This is a genomic window from Pseudomonas sp. SDO5271_S396 (assembly GCF_054071795.1).
In genome coordinates, this window is the sequence record NZ_JBSVWB010000017.1 from 96,051 (window position 1) to 112,904 (window position 16,854).

The window sequence follows — 16,854 nt, forward strand, 5'->3', positions numbered from 1 at the left end:
TTGAGGGCCCCATCGCAGGCAAGCCAGCTCCCACATTTCGAATGTATTCACAAATCAAATTGTGGGAGCGGGCTTGCCCGCGATGACGCCCGTTCAAACAACCCCTATCCAAAAGTCTGCTTGCGGAACATGGTTGTTGCAAAGTATGTCTAGGCTATACCCGTTCCCACTGAGTGAAAAAAACATGACAACAACAACGAGTCACTACACCGGAGAAGAACGCAGCAAACGGATTTTTGCAATTGTCGGGGCCTCCTCCGGCAACCTGGTCGAATGGTTCGACTTCTACGTTTATGCCTTCTGTGCCATCTACTTTGCCCCGGCGTTTTTCCCGTCGGACGACCCCACGGTCCAACTGCTCAACACCGCCGGCGTGTTCGCCGCCGGGTTCCTGATGCGGCCTATCGGCGGCTGGCTGTTTGGCCGGGTGGCCGACAAACATGGTCGCAAAAACTCGATGATGATCTCGGTGCTGATGATGTGCGCCGGCTCGCTGGTCATCGCCTTTCTGCCCACCTACAAGGACATCGGTGCCTGGGCCCCGGCGTTGCTGTTGGTGGCGCGGCTGTTCCAGGGCCTGTCGGTGGGCGGCGAATACGGCACCACTGCGACTTACATGAGTGAGGTCGCGCTTAAGGGCCAACGCGGTTTCTTCGCCTCCTTCCAGTACGTGACCCTGATCGGCGGGCAACTGCTGGCGGTGCTGGTGGTGGTGATCCTGCAACAGATCCTCAGCGAAGAAGAGCTGCGGGCCTGGGGCTGGCGGATTCCGTTCGTGATCGGCGCCATTGCCGCCGTGATTTCGTTGTTGCTGCGCCGCTCCCTGAAGGAAACCACCAGCAAGGAAATGCGTCAGGACAAGGACGCCGGCAGCATGGCCGCGCTGTTCCGTCATCACAAAGCCGCGTTTATTACTGTGCTGGGTTATACCGCCGGTGGCTCGCTGATTTTCTACACCTTTACCACCTACATGCAGAAGTACCTGGTAAACACCGCCGGGATGCACGCCAAGACCGCCAGCTACATCATGACCGGCGCGCTGTTCCTGTACATGTGCATGCAGCCGTTGTTCGGCATGCTCTCCGACAAGATCGGTCGACGTAATTCGATGCTCTGGTTCGGTGCCCTCGGCACCCTGTGCACGGTGCCGATCCTGCTGACGCTGAAGACCGTGACCAGCACGTTCCTGGCCTTTGTGCTGATCTCCCTGGCCCTGGCCATCGTGAGTTTCTACACCTCCATCAGCGGCCTGGTGAAAGCGGAAATGTTCCCGCCTCACGTGCGTGCCCTGGGTGTGGGCCTGGCGTATGCGGTGGCCAACGCAATCTTTGGTGGCTCGGCGGAATATGTGGCCCTGGGCCTCAAGTCCATGGGCATGGAAAACACCTTCTACTGGTACGTCACCGGCATGATGGCCGTGGCCTTCCTGTTCAGCCTGCGCCTGCCGAAACAGGCGGAGTACTTGCACCACGATCTGTAAGGGACGCGTTATGACACTGCGCACGGGCAATCAATTGTTCGACGCTTACTTCACGACGGGCAGCATGGCCGAGGTGTTCTGCGACCAGGGCCGGCTTCAGGGCATGCTGGATTTCGAAGCGGCGCTGGCCCGGGCCCAGGCCCGGGTGGGAGTGATTCCCCAGGCCGCCGTCGCGCCGATCGCCCAGGCTTGCCTGGCCTCGCTGTACGACGTGGATGCCCTCGGCGTGGCGATTGCCACGGCGGGGAATTCGGCGATTCCGCTGGTGAAAGCGTTGGGCACCTTGATTGCCGCAGAAGATGCCGGGGCCGAGCGTTACGTACATCTGGGCGCGACCAGCCAGGATGTGATGGACACCGGCCTGGTGCTGCAACTGCGGCGGGCGTTGGCGCTGATCGAGAAGGACCTGGCGCGCCTGGGCGATGTTCTGGCCGCTCAGGCCCAGCGTTATGCCGCTGTTCCCCTGGCCGGGCGGACCTGGTTGCAGCATGCAACGCCCGTCACCCTGGGGATGAAGATCGCCGGTTGGCTGGGGGCGGTGACGCGTAGCCGGCAGCGACTTGCCGAGCTGAAACCGCGCCTGCTGGTGCTGCAGTTCGGTGGCGCGTCCGGCACCCTGGCGGCGCTGGGCGAGCAGGCCATGCCGGTGGCCGCGGCGTTGGCCGAAGAGCTACAACTGGGACTGCCCGAACAACCCTGGCACACCCAGCGCGACCGTCTGGTGGAGTTCGCCAGTGTGTTGGGCCTGATCGCCGGCAGCCTCGGCAAGCTGGGGCGCGATGTGAGTTTGTTGATGCAGACCGAAGCGGCGGAAGTCTTCGAGCCCTCGGCGCCGGGCAAGGGCGGCTCGTCCACCATGCCCCACAAGCGCAACCCGGTGGGCGCGGCGGTGTTGATCAGCGCTGCGACCCGAGTGCCCGGGCTGGTGGCGACGATGTTCAGCGCCATGCCCCAGGAACACGAGCGCAGCCTGGGCCTGTGGCATGCCGAATGGGAGACCCTGCCGGAGATTTGCCGTGTGGTTTCCGGTGCGCTGCAACAGGCGTTGCTGGTGAGCGAAGGCCTGGAAGTCGACGCCGAGCGCATGGGAAAAAATCTCGACCTGACCCAGGGGCTGGTGCTGGCCGAAGCGGTGAGCATTGTGCTCGCCCAGCGCCTGGGTCGCGAGACCGCGCACCATCTGCTGGAGCAAGCCTGCAAGCGTGCCGTTGCGCAAGGGCGGCATTTGCGTGCGGTGCTGGCCGATGAGCCGCAGGTCACCGCCGAGTTGTCCGCCGCCGAACTGGACCGTCTGCTCGACCCGGCCCACTACCTTGGCCAGGCCCAGACCTGGGTCACCCGTGCCGTCACCGAACACTTTGCTTGAGGAGAACGCTGTGCCTTTTGTCCACCTTGCCGACGGCGACCTGCATTACCAACTGGATGGGCCGGAGGGGGCGCCGGTGCTGGTGCTGTCCAACTCGCTGGGCACCGACCTGCACATGTGGGATATCCAGATCCCGGCGTTCACCGAGCATTTTCGTGTGCTGCGTTTCGACACCCGCGGCCATGGCAAATCCCTGGTGACCCCGGGCCCTTACCGCATCGAACAGTTGGGCCGCGATGTGATCGCGCTGTTGGATGCGCTGGAGATTCAACGCGCGCATTTCTGTGGCTTGTCCATGGGCGGTTTGATTGGCCAATGGTTGGGGATTCACGCGGGCGAGCGCCTGAACCGGTTGGTGGTATGCAACACCGCCGCCAAAATCGGCACGCCCGAGGTATGGAACCCGCGCATCGAGATGGTCTTGCGCGACGGCACTGCGGCGATGGTCGCGCTGCGCGATGCATCGATTGCGCGTTGGTTCACCGCCGATTTCGCCGAAGCCCGGCCTGACCAGGCCAAGCTGATCACCGATATGTTGGCGGCCACTTCGCCTGAAGGCTATGCGGCCAACTGCGGCGCCGTGCGCGATGCGGATTTTCGTGAGCAGTTGTCGTCGATCAAGGCTCCGACCCTGGTGATTGCCGGCAGCGAAGACGCGGTGACGCCGCCCGCCGGCAGTCACTTTATCCAGGCCCATGTGCAGGGCGCCGAGTATGCCGAGTTCTATGCGGCGCACCTGTCCAACGTGCAGGCGGGGGCGGCGTTCAGCGATTGTGTGCTGGAATTTCTGCTGGCGTACTAAACCGGTGGCAATGCCGCTCACCACACGTAATCGATTTGAATACGGAGAATTTGTCGTGGACGAGAAACAACGTTACGCCGAAGGCCTGCAAGTGCGCCGCGAAGTGCTGGGCGACGCCCATGTCGACCGCAGCCTCAACGCCCTGAGCGAATTCAACAGCGAGTTCCAGGAAATGATCACCCGCCACGCCTGGGGCGATATCTGGACCCGGCCAGGCCTGCCACGGCACACCCGCAGCCTGATCACCATCGCCATGCTGATCGGCATGAACCGCAGCGAAGAGCTCAAGCTGCACCTGCGCGCCGCCGCCAGCAACGGCGTGACCCGCGCCGAGATCAAGGAAGTGCTGATGCAGAGCGCGATCTACTGCGGGATTCCGGCGGCGAATGCGACCTTCCATTTGGCGGAGTCGGTGTGGGATGAGCTGGGCGTGGAGTCCCGCGAAGCCTGAATTGAAATGTGATCAGTGGGAGTCCGCATCCCACACCCAATTCCATACGCCGGGAAGATGCACCGGCTCGTTCACATCCTTCACCGTGCGCGCCAGCGCCGCACGTTCAAGCCCAGCGGTGTCGGTATAGAACGGCTCGGCGGCGGTCTGCAGGCCATTGATGCGGGCGCTGTCGAGCAGGATCTGCAAGTACTCCTGCAGGTGGCGCGCGGTGTAGCGGTTGATGTCGTGGAAGGTTACGACCACCGGGATCACGCCATCCACCGTTGGCAGTTCGCCCAGCGCAATGTGTTCGCGTACCACCGACAACTGCCGGTACAGGTTGGCCCGGCGGCGCGGGCTGCCGTTGAAGCCCCAGATCTTGCCGTCATTGGCGCTCAAGTCGGTGAGCAATACTTGCAGGCCATGGCGCTGGTAGGCGGCGAAGGTGCGGCGGTCATAGTTCCAGAACGGCGGACGTACCAGCACGGGCGGCTGGCCTGTGATCGCAGCGATATCGGCGCTGCCCTGGGTGAGGGTGCTTTCCAGTTCGGCGTCGTTCAGCCAGCGGTGGTTGGTGTGAAACGCCGTGGCGGTATGAAACGCGAGGAGATGCCCGGCGGCGTACTCTCGTTCCATGGTTTTGTGACCCCGGGGGTTGCCGCCGGAGCGCGAGGCCTCGGTTTGCAGGAAGAATACCGCCTTGATGCCCGGCAATATCGGGTTGTGCGCCAGGTCCGCGACCACCGACCGGCTCGGGTTGTTGTAGCCCGAGGCGCTGGGGCCATCGTCGAAGGTCAGCAGAAAACGGATCGGCGCCTGGGTTTGCAGGCGTTGCTCGGTTTGCGGCGTCAGGGCGATGGGTGCGCCGATGCAGCCGCTGAGGCAGAGAGCCACGGCAAGCAGGGCGAAGGCAAGGCGCAAGGGTTTCATGGTGTGGGCCGGACTCGTCTGGAGGCCGCTGCGCAGTGGGGCTCGCAGCGGCAGGCGCGCACCTTACCGCAAGTGGGGCGTCGGTTTACAGCAGGCTCACCGGGTAACTGACGATCAACCGGTTTTCGTCGAACTCGTTGTTGCTGTAGTCGCGGCGCATGCTGGAGTTGCGCCAGCGTACATTGAGGTTCTTAAGGCTGCCGCTTTGCACGGTGTAGCCCAATTCGCTTTCACGCCCCCATTCCTGGCCATCGGTGATTGTGCCGGTGTGCACGTTACTGCCGCTGATGTAGCGGTTCATCAGGGTCAGGCCCGGGATGCCGAGGGCGGCGAAGTTGTAGTCGTGGCGCACTTGCCAGGATTTTTCCTGGGCGTTGTCGTAACTGGCGTTGTAGCTGTCGTTGGCCAGGGTTCCGCCGCTGGTGCCGTTGACGCGCATCCAGGCGCTGTTGCCGGTGAGTTTCTGCAGGCCGACGTAGAAGGTATGGCCACCGTATCGGGCGGAGAACAGCCCGGACCAGGTCTTGTTGTCCAGTTCACCGGCGCGGGCGCTGCCGTCGTCCTTGCCGTAGAAAAAGCCCAGGTTGGCGCCCAGGGTCCAGTCGCCCACGGGCTGACTGTGGATCAGGTTGACGAACTGCTGGCGGTAGATGTCCTTGAGCTGGGCGTTCCACAGGCCGACCTGGGTGCGTTTGTCGTTGAACGCGTATTCGGCACCCTGGAAGTTGAAGCGGTCTGAGGTGAAGGCGGTTTTTCCGAACATCGACATGTCCGTCATGCTGCTGTCGTCGCGCGGACTGTTGGCGCGGAACTGGCCGCCGTAGAGGGTCAGACCGTCGATTTCCTTCGAGGTGATCTGCCCGCCGCGCAGGGTTTGCGGCAGGGAGCGGCCATCGTCCGAGCGCAGGATCGGCAGCACCGGCATCCATTCGCCGACCTTTACTTCGGTCCTGGAAATACGTGCCTTGAACGCTACGCCGAGGCGCCCGAACTCATCCGCCGGGCGCCCGTCGTGATCCAGCGGCAGCAACTGGGTGCCGCCGGTGCCGCGCCCGCCATCGAGCTTCAGCGAGTACAGCCCCAGCACGTCCATGCCGAACCCTACCGTGCCCTGGGTAAAACCGGACTTGGCATCGAGGATGAAACTCTGCGTCCACTCCTGCGCGCTGCCCTGGGCCTTGGTCGGGTTGGTGTAGTTGCGGTTGAAGAAGAAATTGCGCAGGTTGAGGTTGGCGTTGGCGTCTTCGAGAAAACCGTGTTCGTCGGCGACGACGGGCAGCGCAAGACTGGCGACAGCGGTTGCCAGCAGCAGCTGGCGCGGGTGAAAAGTGCTCATGGTGTCGGACCTGTTGTTATTGGGGTTATGCAGGTGGCGGCCATGGTGCGCGGCGGTGCAGGGGCGGTGAAAGTGGGGGAAGGCGGGTTGTGGGCGATGATCGAACGCAAGTTGCCAGGCCGGCCACAGAGGGCCGGGCATAAAAAAACCGCTTCCGGTGAGGAAAGCGGTTTTGTTTACAGCAGCGCGACTTTTTACAACGGCATCAGAACAACTTCAGCGGCGGTGCCTGTTCGTTCAACGGCTCGTTCTTCGCGGTCTGCTCGTTCCAGCCACCGCCGAGGGCCTTGTACAGGTTGACCTCGCTGGTGAGCTGCGCCAGGCGGTCGGTGATCAGCGACTGCTGGGCACTGAACAGTTGGCGCTGGGCGTCGAGGAAAGTCAGGTTGCTGTCGACGCCGATGCGGTAGCGACGCTCGGCCAGACGGTAGTAGTCCTGGTTGGCCGCGACGAAGCCGCGCTGGGCCTCCAGCTGCTGCTTGTAGGTCTCACGCGCGGCGAGGCCGTCGGAGACTTCCTGGAAGCCGGTCTGGATTGCCTTCTCGTAGTTCGCCACGTTGATCTCTTTCTGGATCTTCGAGTAGTCCAGGCTGGCGCGCAGGCTGCCGGCGTTGAAGATCGGGATGTTGATCTGCGGTGCGAACGACCAGGTCCCCGAGCCGCCTTTGAACAGGCCGCCGAGGTCCGGGCTCAGTGTACCGGCGTTGGCCGTCAGGCTGATGCTGGGGAAGAACGCTGCACGGGCTGCGCCGATGTTGGCATTGGCGGCCTTGAGGTTGTACTCGGCCTGCACGATGTCGGGGCGACGTTGCAGCAGGTCCGACGGCAACCCGGCGGGCACTTCGCTGAGCAGGTTATCCGACAGTGGCTTGCTGGCGATATTCGCCGGCAGACCGGCGCCCAGCAGCAGGGTCAGGCTGTTTTCGTCCTGGGCCACCTGGCGGGTATAGCGGGCCAGCTGGACACGGGCGTTTTCCACCGAGGTACGCGCCTGGCTGAGGTCGAGGGCCGAGGCCACGCCGACTTCGTTGCTGCGCGAGGTCAGCTTGTAGCTCTGTTCGAACGCGCCCAGGGTGTCCTGGGTCAGCTTGAGCAGTTCCTTGTCGGCCTGCCAGGTCAGGTAGGCATTCGCCACGCTGGCCACCAGGCTGATCTGGGTGCTGCGGCGCGCTTCTTCAGTCGCGAAGTACTTTTGCAGCGCTTCCTCACTCAGGCTGCGCACGCGGCCAAACAGGTCCAGCTCGTAGGAGCTGATCCCGAGGGTGGCCGAGTACTGGCTGGTGATGGTCGATTCGCCGGTCTGCGAGGCACGGGCCGGCACACGCTGGCGACTGCCGCTGCCATTGGCCGAGACGGCCGGGAACAGATCGGCACGCTGGATCTGGTACTGCGCGGCATAGGCGTCGATGTTCAACGCGGCGACACGCAGGTCGCGGTTGTTCACCAGTGCGGTCTGGATCAGCTGTTGCAGGGCAGGGTCATGGAAAAACTGCTTCCAGCCCTGCTCGGCAGCGGCCTGGCTCGGCGCCTGGGCCGACGAATACGCCGGCCCCTGCGGGAACTGTGCGGCCACCGGCGCTTCGGGGCGCTGATAGTCAGGTATCAGCGAGCAGCCACTGAGCACGAATGCCGTAACTGCCAGGGAAAGTAGCGACTTGCTCATTAGCCAGCCTCTTTAGGAGTTTCAGTAGGGTGAGTCTTTTTACGTTCGCCTGCGGAGGACACGGTTGCATAGAACAGTGGCACCCAGAAGATCGCCAAGACAGTGGCCGTGATCATACCGCCAATTACGCCGGTACCGATGGCGTGTTGGCTGCCCGAGCCTGCACCGCTGGAAATCGCCAGGGGCAGTACGCCGAGCATGAACGCCATGGAGGTCATGATGATCGGGCGCAGACGCATGCGGGACGCTTCGATGGCTGCCTCGACGATGCCTTTGCCTTGTTCGTGGAGCTCTTTGGCGAACTCCACGATCAGGATGGCGTTCTTCGCCGCCAGGCCCACTGTCACCAGCAAGCCCACCTGGAAGAACACGTCGTTGGACAACCCGCGCAAACTGGTGGCGATCAGTGCACCGATCACCCCCAGTGGTACGACCAGCACCACCGCGATCGGAATCGACCAACTTTCGTACAGCGCCGCGAGACACAGGAACACTACCAGCAGCGACAGGGCGTACAGCGCTGGAGCCTGGGAGCCGGACAGGCGTTCTTCGTACGACAGGCCGGTCCACGCGTAGCCGACACCGGCCGGCAGGTCCTTGGCAATGCGCTCGACTTCCTTCATCGCGTCACCGGTGCTGTAGCCCGGCGCCGGGGTACCGAGGATTTCCATCGCCGCCACACCGTTGTACCGCGAGAGTTTCGGCGAACCGTAGATCCACTTGCCGGAGGAGATGGCCGACAGCGGCACCATCTTCCCGGACTGGCTGCGCACGTACCATTTGGTCAGGTCTTCCGGCGACATGCGGCTGGCGGCATCACCTTGCACATACACCTTCTTCACACGACCACGGTCGATGAAGTCGTTGATGTAGCTGCCACCCAGCGCGATGGCGAGGGTCTGCTGGATGTCCGCCAGGCTGATGCCTTGCGCACTGGCTTTCTCGTCGTCGACGGTCAGTTCGTATTGCGGTTCATCGTTCACGCCGTTGGGGCGCACACCCGCCAGGATCTTGCTCTGGGCTGCGGCACCGAGGAACTGGTTGCGTGCGTCCATCAGCTTCTGGTGGCCGACGCCGCCCTGGTCTTGCAGGAACACGTCGAAACCGGTGGCGTTACCCAGTTCGAGTACGGAAGGCGGTACGACGGCAAATACCATCGCGTCCTTGAAGGCCCCGAAGAAATAACCCTGGGCCCGCTTGGCCACTTCGAACACCGACTGGGAAGCATCACGCTCGCCCCACGGCTTGAGCATCACGAACGCGAGCCCCGAGCTCTGGCCACGACCGGCGAAGTTGAAGCCGTTCACGGTAAACACCGACTTCACGGCCTTGCCTTCGCCCGGCTCGCCTTCCTTGTCGTTCAACAGGTAGGCGCGCATGTCGTCGATGACTTTTTGCGTACGTTCGGCCGAAGAACCGACCGGCGTCTGTACCTGGGCAAAGATCACACCCTGGTCTTCCTCGGGCAGGAACGCGCTTGGAATACGCGTGAACATCCAGATCATGCCGGCGAAGATCAGCGCATAGGCCAAGAACGCCGGAAACTTGTGGCGAATCATGTTGCCCACGCCGCGCTCGTAGCTCAGTACGCCACGGTCGAAGGTACGGTTGAACCAGCCGAAGAAACCGCTCTTGGGTTGACCGTGCTTTTCCGGGTCGATCGGCTTGAGCATGGTGGCGCACAGCGCCGGGGTGAAGATCAGTGCAACCAGTACCGACAAGGCCATCGCCGACACAATGGTGATGGAGAACTGCCGGTAGATCACACCCGTGGAGCCGCCGAAGAAGGCCATTGGCAGCAGTACCGCCGACAGCACCAGGGCGATACCCACCAGGGCGCCCTGGATCTGGCCCATGGATTTGACGGTTGCCTCTTTGGGCGACAGGTGTTCTTCGGCCATGACCCGCTCGACGTTTTCCACCACCACGATGGCGTCGTCCACCAGCAGACCGATGGCCAGGATCATGCCGAACATGGTCAGGGTGTTGATGGTGAAGCCCGCAGCGGCCAGGATCCCGAAGGTACCCAGCAATACCACTGGTACGGTCATGGTGGTGATGATGGTGGCGCGGAAGTTCTGCAGGAACAGGAACATCACCAGGAACACCAGCACGATCGCCTCGACCAGGGTGTCCACGACACCGGAGATCGATTCGGTCACCACCGGGGTGGTGTCATACGGCACCACGGCTTTCATGCCCGGCGGAAAGAACGGTTCCAGGGACGCCACGGTGGCACGGATGGCCTTGGCGGTGTCCAGGGCGTTCGCGCCCGCAGCCAGCTTGAGCGCCATACCGGACGCCGGCTTGCCGTTGAACTGTGCGCTGATGCTGTAGTTCTGGCCGCCCAGCTCGATGCGGGCGACGTCGCCCAGGCGAACCTGCGAACCGTCGGTGTTCACCTTCATCAGGATCTTGCCGAACGCTTCCGGGGTCTGCAGGCGCGTCTTGCCGATGATGGTCGCGTTCAGCTGGGTACCGGGCAGGGCAGGCAGGCCGCCCAATTGGCCGGTGGCCACCTGAACGTTCTGGGCCTGGATGGCGTTGCTCACGTCCACCGGCGTCAGCTGGTAGTTGTTCAGCTTGGCCGGGTCGAGCCAGATACGCATGGCGTACTGGGAACCGAACACCTGGAAGTCACCGACGCCCGCAGTACGGGAGATCGGGTCCTGGATGTTGGACACGATGTAGTTGGACAGGTCGTCCTTGGTCATGCTGCCGTCTTCCGACACCAGACCGATCACCATCAGGAAGTTCTTCACCGACTTGGTCACGCGGATACCCTGTTGCTGCACTTCTTGCGGCAGCAGCGGGGTGGCCAGGTTCAGCTTGTTCTGTACCTGGACCTGGGCGATGTCGGGGTTGGTGCCCTGGTTGAAGGTGGCGGTGATGGTCATGCTGCCGTCGGAGTTACTGTCCGAGGCGACATAACGCAGGTTGTCGATACCGTTGAGCTGTTGCTCGATGACCTGCACCACGGTGTCTTGCACGGTTTGTGCGGACGCACCTGGGTAGGTCACCTGGATGTCGATGGCGGTCGGCGCAATGGCCGGGTACTGGTTGATGGGCAATTTCAGGATCGAAAGGGCCCCGACCAGCATGATCACCAGGGCAATTACCCAGGCGAAAATGGGACGGTCGATAAAGAATTTCGACATGGGTTACTCCCCTTTGCCAGCAGCGGCGGCAGGAGCAGCAGAACCCGCAGGCTTGGCGTTGCCGGCGTCCTTGACCTTGACTTCGATGCCCGGCTTGATGAATTGCAGGCCTTCGGTGATCACGCGGTCACCGGCGTCGAGGCCTTTTTCCACCAGCCAGTAGGCGCCGGCGGTACGGTTGGCCACCAGCACGCGTTGCTCGACCTTGTTGTCCTTGTTCACCACCAGCGCGGTCGGGATGCCCTTGAGATCGCGGGTCACGCCTTGCTGCGGCGCCAGGATGGCCTTGCTGTTCACACCGGCCTGCAACTGGGCGTGCACGAACATGCCCGGCAGCAACTGGTGATCAGGGTTGGGGAACACGGCGCGCAGGGTCACGGAACCGGTGGTTTCGTCAACCGACACTTCGGAGAACTCCAGCTTGCCTTCCTGGGCGTACTGGCTGCCGTCTTCCAGGGTCAGCTTGACCTTGGCAGCGTTGTCGCCGGCCTTTTGCAGTTGGCCGCTTTCCAGGTCGCGGCGCAGCTTGAGCATTTCTGCCGAAGACTGCGTGACGTCGACGTAGATCGGGTCCAACTGCTGGATCACAGCCATGGCGTCGGCCTGGCCATTGCTGACAAGCGCGCCTTCGGTCACCGAAGAACGGCCGATACGCCCGGAGATCGGCGCGAACACTTTGGTGTAGCGCACGTTGATCTGGGCGGTTTGAACGTTTGCCTCGGCGGTCATGCGGTTGGCGACGGCAGTGTCGTATTCCTGACGGCTGACGGCTTGTTCATCGACCAACTGCTTGTAGCGGTCGGTGATGGACTTGGTCTGGGTCAGGCTGGCCTGCGCGCTTTTCAGCGTGGCCTCGTAGACGGACGGGTCGATCTGGTAGAGCTGTTGCCCTTCCTTCACGTCCGCGCCTTCCTTGAACAGGCGCTTGAGAATGATGCCGTTGACCTGAGGGCGAACTTCCGCGATGCGGTAGGCGGTGGTGCGGCCTGGCAGTTCGGAGGTCAGGGTATAGGCTTGCGGTTGAATGGTGACCACGCCGACCTGAGGGGTTTGAGCGGGCGGAGCCGCTTCTTCCTTTTTACATCCGCTGAGCAGCGATGCCAGGGCGACGGCAGTGACCAGAGCGGTAACAGCTGGCTTAAGTTGCATGAAGATCCTCGGGTCAGGCACGCAGGGTGCGCACAAGAAGTGTGGAAGGGTAAAAAACAGGCACTGAGTAGATAAGTAGCTTGCTACGCAATATACTTACGTTCACGGTTGTTTGTAAACTCTTGACAGGCTGTGCGAAATGTTGACAAAGCAGCGCTGAAAGCCTCGATTTTATTACGTTCGGCGCCCCTGACGGCGGCGCTCCACTATTATTCAGACGGGGGAAAAGCACCCCCCGCAGTGTCTTGATTGAGGTTTTACTGCCATGGTTCGTCGCACCAAAGAGGAAGCTCAGGAAACCCGCAGCCAGATTCTCCAGGCTGCCGAGCACGCCTTTTACGAGCGGGGCGTCGCCCGAACGACGCTGGCGGATATTGCTACGCTGGCCGGCGTGACGCGTGGGGCCATCTATTGGCATTTCAGCAATAAGGCCGATCTGTTGCAGGCCATGCTGGAGACGTTGCACGAGCCGTTGGACGAGCTGGCCCGGGCCAGTGAGAGCGAAGATGAAGTCGACCCGCTGGGGTGTCTGCGCAAGCTGTTGGTTCACCTGTTTCACCAAGTGGCTCTGGACCCGAAAACCCGACGCATCAATGAGATTTTGTTTCATAAGTGCGAATTCACCGATGAAATGTGTGACATGCGCCGCCAGCGCCAGACCCATAGCCTCGAGTGCAACCTGCGCATCGGCCTGACACTGCGTAACGCGGTCCATCGCGGGCAACTTCCGGAAAACCTCGACACCGTCCGTGGGGCGGTGTGCCTCCATGCCTTTATCGATGGCCTGCTGGGCCAATGGCTGCTGGTGCCCGACAGCTATCAGTTGCATCAGGACGCCGAGCGTTGGGCAGACATCGGGCTGGACATGCTGCGCTTGAGCCCTAGTCTGCGCAATTAAGACAAAATGCGAAATTGCGTCCGGTTGTGTCAACAGTAAAGCCCAAGGACGCTTAATCGTCCTGATGCTTGATGAGTGGGGTGACTTTATATACGGGCTGGCCTGCAGTTGATAGGTAGCCGGCTAAGTATTTTGTAGCGATTTTGTTGCAAGGCTGTGAAGGAGTGTTTCCTCACCCCTGTAAGACTATTCCCGAGCTCTGGATAGCTGTTCACCAAAGAAAAAGCCCCGGCTCCTACGAGCCGGGGCTTTTTCGTTTCAGTGCATTACATCAGATGGCCAAGGTCGGGTAGTCGATGTAACCGACCGGGCCCTTGGAGTAGAAAGTCTCCGGGTGCGCTTCGTTGAGTGGTGCATCGGCCTTCAGGCGGGCTGGCAGGTCCGGGTTGGCAATGAACGGTACGCCAAAGGCCACCGCATCGGCCTTGCCGGCTGCCAGCCAGGCGTTGGCGCTGTCCTTGGTGAAGCGTTCGTTGGCGATGTACGGGCCGCCGAAAGCTTTTTTCAATTGTGGGCCGAGGCTGTCGCCCGCTTCTTTCTCACGGGAGCAGATGAACGCGATGCCACGTTTGCCCAGTTCGCTGGCGACGTAGGTGAAAGTTTCCGCCAGGTTATCGTCGCCCATGTCATGGGAGTCGGCGCGCGGTGCCAGGTGCACGCCCACGCGGCCGGCGCCCCAGACTTCAATGGCCGCGTCGGTCACTTCCAGCAGCAGGCGGGCACGGTTCTCCAGGGAGCCACCATAGTTGTCGGTGCGCTGGTTGGTGCTGCTTTGCAGGAACTGGTCCAGCAGGTAGCCGTTGGCACCGTGGATTTCCACGCCGTCGAAGCCGGCGGCCTTGGCGTTTTCGGCGCCGGTGCGGTAGGCGTCGACGATGTCGGCGATTTCAGCGGTTTCCAGGGCACGCGGCGTCGGGTAGTCGGCCAGCGGACGTACCAGGCTGACGTGGCCTTTAGGCTGGATGGCGCTTGGGGCCACCGGGCTTTCGCCGTTCAGGTAGGACGGATGGGAAATACGGCCAACGTGCCACAGTTGCAGGAAGATCTTGCCGCCCGCGCCGTGTACGGCCTTGGTCACATTGGCCCAGCCACGGACCTGGTCGTTGGACCAGATGCCCGGGGTATCCGGGTAGCCCACGCCCAGTGGCGTCACGGAAGTGGCTTCGCTGAGGATCAGGCCGGCGGAAGCGCGTTGTACGTAGTACTCAGCCATCAGCGCGTTGGGCACGCGACCGGCGTCGGCACGGCAGCGGGTCAGCGGCGCCATGATGATGCGGTTCGACAGTTCCAGGTCGCCCAGTTTGATCGGATCGAAAATAGTCGTCATGGGAAAACACCTTCTCTATGAAGTGGATCAGTTGGTCGCAGGAGCCAGGTCGGCATCGCCGCTCTGACGGAAAGTAATCAGGGTCACCAACAGCGCGAGAATCGCCAGGGCCGCAGCGGCCAAAGGCACGCTGGTCAGGCCGAAACCGTGGGCGATCACACTGCCGCCGACCCAGGCACCGAGGGCGTTGCCGATGTTGAAGGCGCCGATGTTCAAGGTGGACACCAGGTTCGGTGCGGCCTTGCCGAAGGTCACCACGTTGATCTGCAACGCAGGGACAGCGGCGAACGAGGCAGTGGCCCACAGGAACAGGGTGATTTCGGTCGGGATCACGGCGATGCTGGTCCAGGTCAGCGCGGTGGAGACCACCGCCATGCTGATGAACACACCCACCAGGGTGGCCGCGAGGCGTTTGTCCGCCAGCTTGCCGCCGATGATGTTGCCCAGGGTGAGGCCCAGGCCGATCAGCAGCAGGGTCCAGGTCACGCCTTTGGGCGACACGCCGGTTACGTCGCCAAGCAGCGGCGCGACGTAGGTGAAGAGGGTGAACATGGACGCAGCGAACAGCGCGGTCATGGTCAGCGACAACCAGATGCCGGCCCCCTTGAGGGCGGCGAGTTCGGCGCGCATGTCGAGTTTTTCTTCGTCGCGCTTGGCCGGCAGGAAGCGGATCAGGCCGATCAGCGCGATTACCCCGATCACAGTCACCGCCCAGAAGGTCGAGCGCCAGCCTGCTTCCTGGCCCAGTGCCGTGCCCAATGGCACACCCAGCACGTTGGCCAGGGTCAGGCCGGTGAACATCAGGGCTACCGCCGACGCACGTTTGTTGGCCGGCACCAGGTTGGCGGCCACCACCGAACCAATACCAAAGAAGGCACCGTGGCACAGCGCGGTGACGACACGGGCGAACATCAGCACGTTGTAGTCGCTGGCGAGGGCACAGAGCAGGTTGCCGATGATGAAGATGCCCATCAACGCTACCAGGGCCGCCTTGCGTGGCAGCCTGGCGGTGGCCAGTGCCATGAACGGTGCACCGATGGCCACGCCCAGGGCGTAGCCGGTGACCAGCCAGCCGGCGCCGGGAATCGACACGCCCAGGTCCGTCGCCACATCGGGCAGCAAGCCCATGATGACGAACTCGGTGGTACCGATGGCGAAGGCGCTGAGGGCCAGTATGAGTAGCGAGAGGGGCATTTGGGGTTCCTTGTTACAGCAGTTCGCTGCTTTCAGAGCTGAGTTCGGTGGTGAGCGCCTCGAGGAATGCGCGGATCGTGTCCTCGTTGCGTTTGAAAAAGTGCCACTGCCCGGCTTTCTGGCTGCTGATCAATCCCGCACGCTGCAAGGTGGCCAGGTGGGCCGACACGGTCGACTGGGATAAACCGCAGCGCTGGTCGATCTGCCCGGCACAGATGCCGTATTCGTGGTTGTGCACTTGTTCGGGGAACTGCACTTTCGGGTCTTTCAGCCAGGTGAGGATGTCTCGTCGTACTGGGTGTGCCAGGGCTTTTATTATTTCGTCGAGGTCGATGGACATGGCAGGTGCTCGGTGTCTTACAGCGTTATATCGCGATGAAGCGAACTTTAAATCGGTCTATCCCGATATACCAATATGATTTTGGTCTTACGCCAGAATGAATCGGTATATCGGGTTATAACGATATGTGAGTGGCAGTGTTAGACTGCGCGCCATGAATTATCTCGCACATCTGCACCTGGGCGGCCAACTTCCTGCACAACTGCTGGGCAGCCTCTATGGCGATTTCGTCAAAGGCCGCCTGCAGGGCCAGTTCAGCCCGCAAATCGAAGCGGCGATCCAACTGCACCGCGCCATCGACCGCTACACCGACAGTCATCCGTTGGTGGCGCAGGCGTTGTCGCGCTTCAGCCTGACCCGCAGGCGTTATGCCGGGATTGTCCTCGATGTGTTTTTCGACCACTGCCTGGCGCGGGATTGGGTGTTGTATGCCGACCAACCCCTGGAGCGCTTCACCTCGCAGGTGTACCGCGTACTGGCGGCCGAGCCCCAATTGCCGGGGCGCCTGGCGCAGATTGCACCCTACATGGCGGCGGATGACTGGCTGGGTTCGTACCGTGACTTCGCGGTGATGGAGCAGGTGCTGCGAGGGATTTCGCGGCGGCTGACACAGCCGGGGGAGTTGGGGTTTGCGATGCAGGAGTTGCGTGAGCTTTATGAGCCGTTGAGCGAAGACTTCAGGATTTTCTACCCCGAGCTGCAAGCCTTCGCACAAATCCAACTGATCACTGAGGACTAAATGTGGGAGCTGGCTTGCCTGCGATGGCGGTGTTGAATT

General features: G+C 62.2%; 14 protein-coding genes. 6 read left to right on the forward strand and 8 right to left on the reverse strand.

Annotation, left to right across the window (positions count from 1 at the left end):
- Positions 1-184 precede the first annotated feature (184 nt).
- Genes ACW9IN_RS14275 through pcaC form a run of 4 tightly spaced genes read left to right on the forward strand, consistent with a single transcriptional unit; the run spans position 185 to position 4,099 of the window.
- Positions 185-1,480 (forward strand): MFS family transporter, encoded by a 1,296-nt coding sequence (locus ACW9IN_RS14275; RefSeq protein WP_457366484.1) that lies wholly within the window; start codon positions 185-187, stop codon positions 1,478-1,480.
- Between the two features lie 10 nt (positions 1,481-1,490).
- A complete protein-coding gene (locus ACW9IN_RS14280; RefSeq protein WP_457366485.1) occupies positions 1,491-2,846 on the forward strand; it encodes a 3-carboxy-cis,cis-muconate cycloisomerase in 1,356 nt (451 codons plus the stop codon).
- A gap of 10 nt (positions 2,847-2,856) precedes the next feature.
- The gene (gene pcaD, locus ACW9IN_RS14285; protein WP_457366486.1) at positions 2,857-3,648 is read left to right on the forward strand and encodes a 3-oxoadipate enol-lactonase; all 792 of its coding nucleotides are present in this window, start codon (positions 2,857-2,859) and stop codon (positions 3,646-3,648) included.
- A 55-nt stretch (positions 3,649-3,703) separates the two neighbouring features.
- A complete protein-coding gene (gene pcaC / locus ACW9IN_RS14290) occupies positions 3,704-4,099 on the forward strand; it encodes a 4-carboxymuconolactone decarboxylase (protein ID WP_457366487.1) in 396 nt (131 codons plus the stop codon).
- A 12-nt stretch (positions 4,100-4,111) separates the two neighbouring features.
- On the opposite strand, the gene ACW9IN_RS14295 is transcribed toward pcaC, so the two are convergent.
- The 5 genes from ACW9IN_RS14295 to ACW9IN_RS14315 all read right to left on the reverse strand — a co-directional run bounded on the left by ACW9IN_RS14295 (position 4,112) and on the right by ACW9IN_RS14315 (position 12,317).
- Positions 4,112-5,011 carry a polysaccharide deacetylase family protein gene (locus tag ACW9IN_RS14295; protein WP_457366488.1) on the reverse strand — a complete coding sequence of 300 codons (900 nt, stop codon included), beginning with the start codon at positions 5,009-5,011 and terminating at the stop codon, positions 4,112-4,114.
- 85 nt (positions 5,012-5,096) lie between these two features.
- Positions 5,097-6,347 (reverse strand): OprD family porin, encoded by a 1,251-nt coding sequence (locus tag ACW9IN_RS14300; protein ID WP_457366489.1) that lies wholly within the window; start codon positions 6,345-6,347, stop codon positions 5,097-5,099.
- A gap of 205 nt (positions 6,348-6,552) precedes the next feature.
- Positions 6,553-8,010 carry an AdeC/AdeK/OprM family multidrug efflux complex outer membrane factor gene (adeC, locus tag ACW9IN_RS14305; RefSeq protein ID WP_457366490.1) on the reverse strand — a complete coding sequence of 486 codons (1,458 nt, stop codon included), beginning with the start codon at positions 8,008-8,010 and terminating at the stop codon, positions 6,553-6,555.
- The gene (locus ACW9IN_RS14310; RefSeq protein WP_457366491.1) at positions 8,010-11,168 is read right to left on the reverse strand and encodes an efflux RND transporter permease subunit; all 3,159 of its coding nucleotides are present in this window, start codon (positions 11,166-11,168) and stop codon (positions 8,010-8,012) included. The genes adeC and ACW9IN_RS14310 overlap by 1 nt, the downstream gene beginning before the upstream one ends.
- Before the next feature lie 3 nt (positions 11,169-11,171).
- Positions 11,172-12,317, reverse strand: a complete 1,146-nt coding sequence (locus tag ACW9IN_RS14315) for an efflux RND transporter periplasmic adaptor subunit (RefSeq protein WP_457366492.1) — start codon at positions 12,315-12,317, stop codon at positions 11,172-11,174.
- 265 nt (positions 12,318-12,582) lie between these two features.
- Between ACW9IN_RS14315 and ACW9IN_RS14320 the strand changes: the two genes are divergently transcribed.
- Entirely contained in the window at positions 12,583-13,215 is a 633-nt protein-coding gene (locus ACW9IN_RS14320; protein ID WP_457366493.1) for a TetR family transcriptional regulator, read from the forward strand.
- A gap of 271 nt (positions 13,216-13,486) precedes the next feature.
- Here the strand turns inward: ACW9IN_RS14320 and ACW9IN_RS14325 are convergent, their stop codons facing one another.
- The 3 genes from ACW9IN_RS14325 to ACW9IN_RS14335 are packed head-to-tail and all read right to left on the reverse strand — an operon-like array spanning position 13,487 to position 16,076.
- Positions 13,487-14,542 (reverse strand): alkene reductase, encoded by a 1,056-nt coding sequence (locus ACW9IN_RS14325; protein WP_457366494.1) that lies wholly within the window; start codon positions 14,540-14,542, stop codon positions 13,487-13,489.
- A gap of 27 nt (positions 14,543-14,569) precedes the next feature.
- Positions 14,570-15,736 (reverse strand): MFS transporter, encoded by a 1,167-nt coding sequence (locus ACW9IN_RS14330; RefSeq protein ID WP_457366495.1) that lies wholly within the window; start codon positions 15,734-15,736, stop codon positions 14,570-14,572.
- A 13-nt stretch (positions 15,737-15,749) separates the two neighbouring features.
- A complete protein-coding gene (locus ACW9IN_RS14335) occupies positions 15,750-16,076 on the reverse strand; it encodes an ArsR/SmtB family transcription factor (RefSeq protein WP_457366496.1) in 327 nt (108 codons plus the stop codon).
- A 154-nt stretch (positions 16,077-16,230) separates the two neighbouring features.
- On the opposite strand from ACW9IN_RS14335, the gene ACW9IN_RS14340 reads away from it, so the two are divergent.
- Positions 16,231-16,815 carry an acyl carrier protein phosphodiesterase gene (locus tag ACW9IN_RS14340; RefSeq protein ID WP_457366497.1) on the forward strand — a complete coding sequence of 195 codons (585 nt, stop codon included), beginning with the start codon at positions 16,231-16,233 and terminating at the stop codon, positions 16,813-16,815.
- The last annotated feature ends 39 nt before the right edge of the window (positions 16,816-16,854 follow it).

What these genes read in the sequence shown, in the direction of transcription:
- ACW9IN_RS14315 (WP_457366492.1), bottom strand. Translation starts at nt 12,317, where the DNA reads ATGCAACTTAAGCCAGCTGTTACCGCTCTGGTCACTGCCGTCGCCCTG.
- ACW9IN_RS14280 (WP_457366485.1), top strand. Translation starts at nt 1,491, where the DNA reads ATGACACTGCGCACGGGCAATCAATTGTTCGACGCTTACTTCACGACG.
- adeC (WP_457366490.1), bottom strand. Translation starts at nt 8,010, where the DNA reads ATGAGCAAGTCGCTACTTTCCCTGGCAGTTACGGCATTCGTGCTCAGT.
- ACW9IN_RS14295 (WP_457366488.1), bottom strand. Translation starts at nt 5,011, where the DNA reads ATGAAACCCTTGCGCCTTGCCTTCGCCCTGCTTGCCGTGGCTCTCTGC.
- ACW9IN_RS14300 (WP_457366489.1), bottom strand. Translation starts at nt 6,347, where the DNA reads ATGAGCACTTTTCACCCGCGCCAGCTGCTGCTGGCAACCGCTGTCGCC.
- ACW9IN_RS14335 (WP_457366496.1), bottom strand. Translation starts at nt 16,076, where the DNA reads ATGTCCATCGACCTCGACGAAATAATAAAAGCCCTGGCACACCCAGTA.
- ACW9IN_RS14325 (WP_457366494.1), bottom strand. Translation starts at nt 14,542, where the DNA reads ATGACGACTATTTTCGATCCGATCAAACTGGGCGACCTGGAACTGTCG.
- ACW9IN_RS14275 (WP_457366484.1), top strand. Translation starts at nt 185, where the DNA reads ATGACAACAACAACGAGTCACTACACCGGAGAAGAACGCAGCAAACGG.
- ACW9IN_RS14340 (WP_457366497.1), top strand. Translation starts at nt 16,231, where the DNA reads ATGAATTATCTCGCACATCTGCACCTGGGCGGCCAACTTCCTGCACAA.
- ACW9IN_RS14320 (WP_457366493.1), top strand. Translation starts at nt 12,583, where the DNA reads ATGGTTCGTCGCACCAAAGAGGAAGCTCAGGAAACCCGCAGCCAGATT.
- ACW9IN_RS14330 (WP_457366495.1), bottom strand. Translation starts at nt 15,736, where the DNA reads ATGCCCCTCTCGCTACTCATACTGGCCCTCAGCGCCTTCGCCATCGGT.
- ACW9IN_RS14310 (WP_457366491.1), bottom strand. Translation starts at nt 11,168, where the DNA reads ATGTCGAAATTCTTTATCGACCGTCCCATTTTCGCCTGGGTAATTGCC.